The organism is Mesorhizobium sp. M5C.F.Cr.IN.023.01.1.1, assembly GCF_003997585.1.
Taxonomy (GTDB): Bacteria; Pseudomonadota; Alphaproteobacteria; order Rhizobiales; family Rhizobiaceae; genus Mesorhizobium; species Mesorhizobium wenxiniae.
In genome coordinates, this window is sequence record NZ_RZSU01000041.1 from 47846 (window position 1) to 54378 (window position 6533).

General features: G+C 61.7%; 7 protein-coding genes. 4 read left to right on the forward strand and 3 right to left on the reverse strand.

What is annotated here, in order from left to right; all coding sequences use genetic code 11:
- The first annotated feature begins 92 nt into the window (after positions 1–92).
- The 3 genes from EOA78_RS17975 to EOA78_RS17985 all read left to right on the forward strand — a co-directional run bounded on the left by EOA78_RS17975 (position 93) and on the right by EOA78_RS17985 (position 3907).
- Positions 93–1754, forward strand: a complete 1662-nt coding sequence (locus EOA78_RS17975; protein ID WP_127316288.1) for a sugar ABC transporter substrate-binding protein — start codon at positions 93–95, stop codon at positions 1752–1754.
- Positions 1755–1854: 100 nt separating this feature from the next.
- Positions 1855–2976: a sugar ABC transporter permease gene (locus tag EOA78_RS17980; protein ID WP_127316289.1), complete on the forward strand. Its 1122-nt coding sequence runs from the start codon at positions 1855–1857 to the stop codon at positions 2974–2976.
- 13 nt (positions 2977–2989) lie between these two features.
- Positions 2990–3907, forward strand: coding sequence for a carbohydrate ABC transporter permease (locus tag EOA78_RS17985; RefSeq protein WP_127316290.1), 918 nt, complete (start codon positions 2990–2992; stop codon positions 3905–3907).
- Positions 3908–3953: 46 nt separating this feature from the next.
- On the opposite strand, the gene EOA78_RS17990 is transcribed toward EOA78_RS17985, so the two are convergent.
- Positions 3954–4697: a creatininase family protein gene (locus EOA78_RS17990; protein WP_127316291.1), complete on the reverse strand. Its 744-nt coding sequence runs from the start codon at positions 4695–4697 to the stop codon at positions 3954–3956.
- Positions 4698–4702: 5 nt separating this feature from the next.
- Positions 4703–4843: a hypothetical protein gene (locus EOA78_RS36010; protein ID WP_164783806.1), complete on the reverse strand. Its 141-nt coding sequence runs from the start codon at positions 4841–4843 to the stop codon at positions 4703–4705.
- Between the two features lie 133 nt (positions 4844–4976).
- Between EOA78_RS36010 and EOA78_RS17995 the strand changes: the two genes are divergently transcribed.
- The gene (locus EOA78_RS17995; RefSeq protein ID WP_127316292.1) at positions 4977–5999 is read left to right on the forward strand and encodes an aldo/keto reductase; all 1023 of its coding nucleotides are present in this window, start codon (positions 4977–4979) and stop codon (positions 5997–5999) included.
- A gap of 81 nt (positions 6000–6080) precedes the next feature.
- On the opposite strand, the gene EOA78_RS18000 is transcribed toward EOA78_RS17995, so the two are convergent.
- The gene (locus EOA78_RS18000) at positions 6081–6353 is read right to left on the reverse strand and encodes an HU family DNA-binding protein (protein ID WP_023798342.1); all 273 of its coding nucleotides are present in this window, start codon (positions 6351–6353) and stop codon (positions 6081–6083) included.
- Between the last annotated feature and the right edge of the window lie 180 nt (positions 6354–6533).

Sequence of the window (6533 nt, forward strand, 5' to 3'; positions counted from 1 at the left end):
GCCGCTATTTCTACGAGTCGCTGCTGTTGGGGAACACGTCCAGCGCTCCAAACACCCGAAACAATTACCATTGAGATTCTGGGAGGAACGAAATGAAAGTCAGCCTTTACAACCAATTTATGCGCGCGGGAGCCACTCGCCGCGATGTCCTTAAAGGCGCGGCCAGCATGGCCGCGATCGCAGCGGCCTCCGGCGCCGGGCTTGGCGCGCTGACGCGCCCGGCTTCCGCCGCAAGCGAGCTGCGTGCGCAGATCCTGCAGATCCCCGGTGTCGGCAAGGGCCAGCCGACCGATGCCGACTTCCAGCAGGTCGGCGAGCTTTGCCTGGAGGCGACCAAAGCCAACGTCAAGGAGGGCGAATTCGCCGGCGTCCAGCTCACCTTCATGGGGCTCAACAACCAGAACCTGCACAATGTGCTGTTTCGTGGCTTCCTGAAGCCTTGGGAGACCTACACCGGCGCCAAGATCAACTGGATCGACCTGGCGCAGGCGGACTACAACGCCCGCCTGCAGCAGTCGATCGCCACCGGCACCGTCGATTTCGACATCATCGAGATGGGCGCGCCGTTCGAAGGCGATGTCTGCGGCAAGGGCCTCACTTCCGAAATGCCGGACTGGGTCAAGGACCAGATCGACATGAAGGACGTCGTGGCCTATCTGCAGCCACCGGTCGGCACCTGGGACGGCAAGCAGTACCGCGTGACCGTCGACGGCGATGCGCACAACTTCAACTACCGCACCGACGTGTTTGCCGATGCCGACCTCGCCAAGGCGTGGAAGGACGCCGGCGGTGGCGGTGAATGGGGCGTGCCGAAGACCTGGCAGCAGGTGCAGGCCGTAACCAAGTTCCTCAAGGGCAAGCAGTTCCAGGGCCAGGACGTCTTCGGCTATCTCGACGCGCCCAAGGCGTGGGGCGGCTTCGGGTTCTACTTCCTCGGCAGCCGCGCCAGCGCCTATGCCAAGCATCCCGACGACAAGGCCTGGCTGTTCGACGCCGACACGATGAAGCCGCGCATCAACAATCCAGCCTGGGTGCGGGCGATCCAGGACGTTATCGACGCGCTGCCTTCCGAGCCTGCCGATCAGATCAACGCCGACCCGAACACCACCGCCTTCCAGCAGTTCCTGGCCGGCACCGGTTCGATGGTCACCTGGTGGGGCGACGTCGGCTCCAACGTCAAGACCAACGACAGTTCTGTCGTCGGCGACGTCACCGGCTTCTCGATCCTGCCTGGCTCCGACGACGTCTACAATTCCAAGACCGGCCAGTGGGACAAGCTGGCAAGCGGCCCGAATTATGCGCCGAACTGCGCCTATCTCGGCTGGGGCGTCTACGTCATGGCACGGGTCGATAGCGACGAAAAGAAGAAGAAGGCGGCGTGGTCTGCCGCTGCCCATCTCGGCGGCAAGGACCTGTCGCTCTGGTGCGCGGCATATCCGTCCGGCTTCCAGCCTTACCGCAACTCGCATTTCAACATTCCGGAATGGGTGGCGGCCGGTTACGATGAGGCTTTCATCACCTCGTATCTGAAATCGGAGGCCGACAGTTACAACCATCCGAACGCCGCGATCGAGCCGCGCATCCCCGGCATTTTCCAATATTACAGCGCCGCCGAGGACATCCTGGCCAACACATTCGCCGGCAAGATGACGGCGCAGGAAGGCGCCGACGCCATCGCAGCCGCCTGGGAGAAGCTGACCGACCAGATCGGCCGCGAAAACCAGGTCAAGCTCTACAAGGCCTCGCTTGGCTAGGCTGAGATTCTAGGAACCGCAGTCCGGCGACGCAAAGCCGCCGGACTGCATCTTGACCGGCCAGCCGGTCATAAAAGCCTTCAGTGAACGGACGAGACGCGTGGCTGACCAGACTTTGTCCACCAATGCGTGGCCGGCAAACGCCGCTCCATCCGATCTGATATCGCCGGGCCGCAAGCGGCTCGGCCGGGCGTTGATGGCTGCTGCGACCCTCGGCCTACTGGCAGTGATCGCAGTTCAGATCCTCTACAAGACAGAGGTCGACACGATCGGATTCGAGACCTGGCGGCCGGTCGTCTATGCCTATGTGCTGTGGGGTATAGCACTCGGCGTCGGCCAGGTGCTGACGCGCGGCGAAGACGGCCAGCGCGCGCTGTTCCTGTTGCCGGCGCTGCTGTTCACCATCGTCATGGTTATCTTCCCGACGCTGTTCGGCTTCTACATCGCGCTGACCGATTGGAACCTCAGTTCCTTCTCCGGCCGGAAGTTCAATGGGCTCGACAATTTCTGGCAGATGCTGGCCGATCCCTACTACCGCAACGCGCTGTTCAACATGGTGCTCTATGTGCTTGCGGTGCTGGTCGAATATGTCATCGCCTTCGGCCTTGCCCTGCTGCTCAACGCACAGATCAGGGCGCGCAAATTCTTCCGTGTCGTCTTCCTCATGCCGTTGATGCTGTCGCCGGTCGCCGTCTCGTGGATGATCGGCAAATCGCTGATGGAATACCGGTTCGGGCCAGCCGCGGCGCTGGCGCGCCAGCTCGGCTGGGAAAACCCCGCCTTCTTTTCAAACCCAATCACCGCCCGCATCTCGATCATGGTGCTGGATGCCTGGACCTTCATCCCGTTCATGATGATCATGCTGCTCGCTGGCCTTCAGGCTATGTCGCGCGAGGTTCTTGAGGCCGCCAGGGTTGACGGGGCCAATGCCTGGCAGACCTTCTGGCAGGTCACGTTCCCGCTGATGCTGCCGGTATCGGTGACGGCGATCATCCTGCGCATCATCTTCAAACTGAAGCTTGCCGACATCATCATCACCGTCACCTCGGGCGGCCCGGGCGGCGCGACCGATTCCGTGTCGAGCTTCATCTATCGCGAGTATCGCGACCGCTCGAATGTCGGCTACGGCACCATGCTGGCGATGGCCTACCTCATCATCATCATCGTGTTCGTGACGTGGCTGTTGAAATTCGCCAACCGCTTCGTGCGCAACGTCAATTGATAGGGGCGGCGACATGAGCGTCCAGACCACCGACTATGCCGCTTCCGAAATCCGCTCGCCGGCGAGCTTTTTCGCCAACCGCGTCTTCATCTATGGGGCGCTGGTGTTCTGGGCCTTCATCTGCCTGTTCCCGATCTACTGGACGATAACCACCTCGTTCAAGACGGCGGTCGATGTCACCCAGGGCCATCTCATCCCCTTCGTCGACTTCCGGCCGGACTGGAAGGGCTGGCGCTCGCTCGGCCTGTCGCCGGATTCGATCTTCCGGACCTCGACGGTGCGCGACGAGTTCATCAAGCGCTTCATGAACTCGGTCATCACCTCGGTCGGCGCATCGAGCCTCGCCATTGTCATTGGCAGCCTCGCGGCCTACGGCCTCACCCGCTATCGCTATCACTTCGCCTGGTTCAAGAACGAGGACATCTCCTTCTTCTTCCTGTCGCAGCTGATCCTGCCGCCGGTCGTGCTCGCCCTGCCCTTTCTCGTGCTGTACCGGGAAGTCGGCATGCTCGACACCCGCATCGGGCTGATCCTGCTCTACACGCTGATGGTGCTGCCGATCGTCATCTGGATCATGCGCGACCAGTTCAATTCGATCCCGGTCGAACTGGAGGAAGCAGCCCTCGTCGACGGCCTGTCGATCTGGGGCGCCTTCTTCCGCATTGTCATGCCGATTGCGCTGCCGGGCATGGTTGCCGCATTCATCCTGGCGATGGTGCTGTGCTGGAACGAGTATTTCTTCGCCGCACTTCTGACCTCGACCGACGCCAAGACCATTCCCGTGATGGTGGCGAGCCAGACCGGTTCGCAAGGCATCAACTGGTGGTCGATGGCGGCGCTGGCCACCGCCGCAATCACGCCGCTTGCCGTCATCGGCATCGCGCTGGAGCGCTATCTGATCATGGGCATGACCGCGGGCGCGGTGAAGTAGCGGCTCCTTCTTCCCTTCTCCCCTTGTGGGAGAAGGCAGAGCCGCGTTAGGCCGCCAATATCGCCCGCAAATGCTTGAGGATCATCGCGACGCCCTTTTGCCCCAGTTCCGCCGAGGCGTCCGGGGCGGTCGACGTGTACCATCCCGTATTGTCGGCGAAGCGGCCGGCGTCCACCGCTTCCGGGCATAGCGCCAGCATCAGCGACGTCTCGCCGATGCCGGCATGATCGAACGGATACTGGCCGTTCATTGCTGCCGGCATCAGCGGATGCACCTGTATCCAGTTGAAGAAATTGGCGCCTTCGGCATGTTCGGCATAATAGCCTGCCATCGCCTCGGAGCCCCACCAGCCCTCGCCGCGCTCCCTCTCCAGAAAACGGAAGATCGCCTGGCGGCCGGCGGTCTTGAAGGCGAGATCGGTCGGCATGCCGGCAACAAAATTCTCGGTCTGGTGATGGATGATGGCGTGGATGTTGCGAAAGCCGATGCGCAGCAGGCTGTAGAACAGTTCATCCGCGAACGGCGCCAAGGCATTGCCGCCGACCTGAACCGAGCCATTGCCCTCCGGCGGCGCCACCGCGTAGCTCGCCGCGCCATAGTAGAACGGCGGCAGGATGACGATGTCGGCTTCTTTTTCGAACAGCTCCAGCATCTTGACGACTGCCAGCGTATCCATGCCGACGGCCATGTGCTCACCGTGGTATTCGAGCACGCCGAGCGGGAGCACGACCGGCCAGTTTTCGGCGATCGCCTTGCGGATCTGGTGCGGCAGCATCAGCTCGTAGCGCATGACGCTTACTCCATGTTGGTCTGGCCGGCGGCGTCGATGCGGCTCTCGCCGATCCGGGCCACCACAGTGCCAAGCTCGTCGAGCGCAACCCCGAACAGGTTTTTGCCAGCATTGGAACCGGAGACCTGCCTGAATGTTTGGGCCACGTTTTTCCCCGAACAGGTTGTTTTTGCTCATGCTATCACCGTGAAAATTCGTGTCCAATGGCTCGGAGTGCTTTTGCAGTGCCCCAGGCGTGATAGTGTCATGGCAGTTGCGGAAGTGAGGAAACGGCAGGACATGAAGACACGGCATTTCGACCGCATCGGCAATGGCGGCATCGCCTTCACGGAACTCGGCTTCGGCACGGCGCCGCTGGGAAACCTCTATCGCGCTGTCTCAGACGAGGATGCCAACGCCACCTTGGAGACCGCTTGGCGAGTCGGCTGCCGTTACTACGACACCGCGCCACTCTACGGGCTTGGCCTGTCGGAAACGCGGCTCAATCCGTTCCTGCGTTCGAAAAGGCGTGACGACTGTGTGCTGTCGAGCAAAGTTGGCCGCATCATGCGCGCCTGCCCGCCGGACCAACGCACCGGCATCGGCAAGTTCTTCGACACGCCGTCGCGCCGAGAGGTCTACGACTACAGCTATGACGGCGTGATGCGCTCCTTCGAAGCCTCGCTCGAGCGCCTCGGCGTCGACCGCATCGACATCCTTTTCGTGCATGATCTCGACATCTTCACCCATGGCAGCAAGGAGGCCTCGGACCAACGCATCGAGGAGTTCATGCGCTCGGGCTATTACGGGCTGCTGTCCTTGCGTGACCAGGGCGTCATCAAGGCATTCGGCGGCGGCATCAACGAATGGCAGGTTGCCCAGACACTTGCCGAGCGTGGCGACTTCGACCTTTTCCTGCTTGCCGGGCGCTATACGCTGCTGGAGCAGGAGGCGCTGCAATCCTTCCTGCCGCTATGCCAGAAGCGCGGCATCGGCATCGTTCTCGGCGGGCCGTACAATTCCGGCATCCTGGCAACCGGACCGAAGCCCGGCGCCTATTACAATTATTCCGAGGCGCCGCAGGATATCCTCGACCGCGTCGCGCGCATCGAGGCCATTTGCAAACGCCACGACGTGCGCCTGATCGAGGCGGCATTGCAATTTCCGCTGCTGCACCCTTCGGTCGTGTCGGTGATCCCCGGCGGCCAGCGGCCGAGCGAGGTCGAAAGCAACCGGTCGCTGCTCGACGCGAAACTGCCATCAGCACTCTGGGCCGATCTCAAAAAGGAAGGGCTGATGCGCGCGGATGCGCCGACGGCATAGAGCCGTCCAGCCAAAGCGGGTGCAAAGGAAAAGCCGGGGAATGCCCGGCTTTTCTGGTCTCTGAAAAGGGTAAGAAGGCGCTTAGTTGACTGCGTCCTTGAGGCCCTTGCCGGCCGAAAACTTCGGCACGGTGCGCGCCGGAATCTGCACTTCCGCGCCGGTCTGCGGATTGCGGCCGGTCGAGGCGGCGCGTTTTGACACTGTGAAATTTCCGAAGCCGACAAGCCGGACATCGCCGCCCTTCTTCAGTTCGCCGGTGATGACGGAGAACACCGCATCAACCGCCGACTGCGCGTCACCCTTCGAAATACTCGCGGCATCGGCGACAGCGGACACCAGTTCGTTCTTGTTCATAAAAATTCCCTTCCATGAGAAACCGGAACGTACGACTCATCCGGCAGGAAACGGACTTTAGAAAGAAGCGCTTCCGCAACCAAGTCGAAAAGCGTCAAAAGAGTCGAAAAAACCCCGGAATTCCGGGGTTTTTCACATGAAAAAGCCGGGCTCTAGGCCCGGCTCTCTCTTGTGCATTGC